The sequence below is a fragment of the Vibrio aquaticus genome, from assembly GCF_003970385.1.
In the GTDB taxonomy this organism is placed as follows: Bacteria; Pseudomonadota; Gammaproteobacteria; order Enterobacterales; family Vibrionaceae; genus Vibrio; species Vibrio aquaticus.
The window spans coordinates 1-672 of sequence record NZ_RXZH01000074.1 but is presented as its reverse complement, the minus strand read 5'-3'; the positions used below and the strand labels follow the sequence as shown (position 1 = coordinate 672).

2 protein-coding genes are annotated in these 672 nt (G+C 52.5%); both read left to right on the top strand.

The genetic code is table 11. The annotated features are described in order from the left end of the window. Positions 1 to 198, top strand: a 198-nt coding sequence (locus EJ063_RS20400; protein ID WP_439333298.1) for a hypothetical protein, incomplete at its 5' end; no start/stop codon positions are given. Then, positions 195 to 672, top strand: a 478-nt coding sequence (locus EJ063_RS20395) for a YqaJ viral recombinase family protein (RefSeq protein ID WP_126576075.1), incomplete at its 3' end; no start/stop codon positions are given. The genes EJ063_RS20400 and EJ063_RS20395, both read left to right, overlap by 4 nt.

Sequence of the window (672 nt, the reverse complement as noted above, 5' to 3'; positions counted from 1 at the left end):
GTTAACGATGAAACCATGCAGGAGATTAACACTCTGCTGATCGCCCTGGATAAAACATGGGATGACGACTTATTGCCGCTCTGTTCCCAGATATTTCGCCGCGACATTCGTGCATCGTCAGAACTGACACAGGCCGAAGCAGTAAAAGCTCTTGGATTCCTGAAACAGAAAGCCGCAGAGCAGAAGGTGGCAGCATGACACCGGACATTATCCTGCAGCGTACCGGGATCGATGTGAGAGCTGTCGAACAGGGGGATGATGCGTGGCACAAATTACGGCTCGGCGTCATCACCGCTTCAGAAGTTCACAACGTGATAGCAAAACCCCGCTCCGGAAAGAAGTGGCCTGACATGAAAATGTCCTACTTCCACACCCTGCTTGCTGAGGTTTGCACCGGTGTGGCTCCGGAAGTTAACGCTAAAGCACTGGCCTGGGGAAAACAGTACGAGAACGACGCCAGAACCCTGTTTGAATTCACTTCCGGCGTGAATGTTACTGAATCCCCGATCATCTATCGCGACGAAAGTATGCGTACCGCCTGCTCTCCCGATGGTTTATGCAGTGACGGCAACGGCCTTGAACTGAAATGCCCGTTTACCTCCCGGGATTTCATGAAGTTCCGGCTCGGTGGTTTCGAGGCCATAAAGTCAGCTTACATGGCCCAGGTGCAGT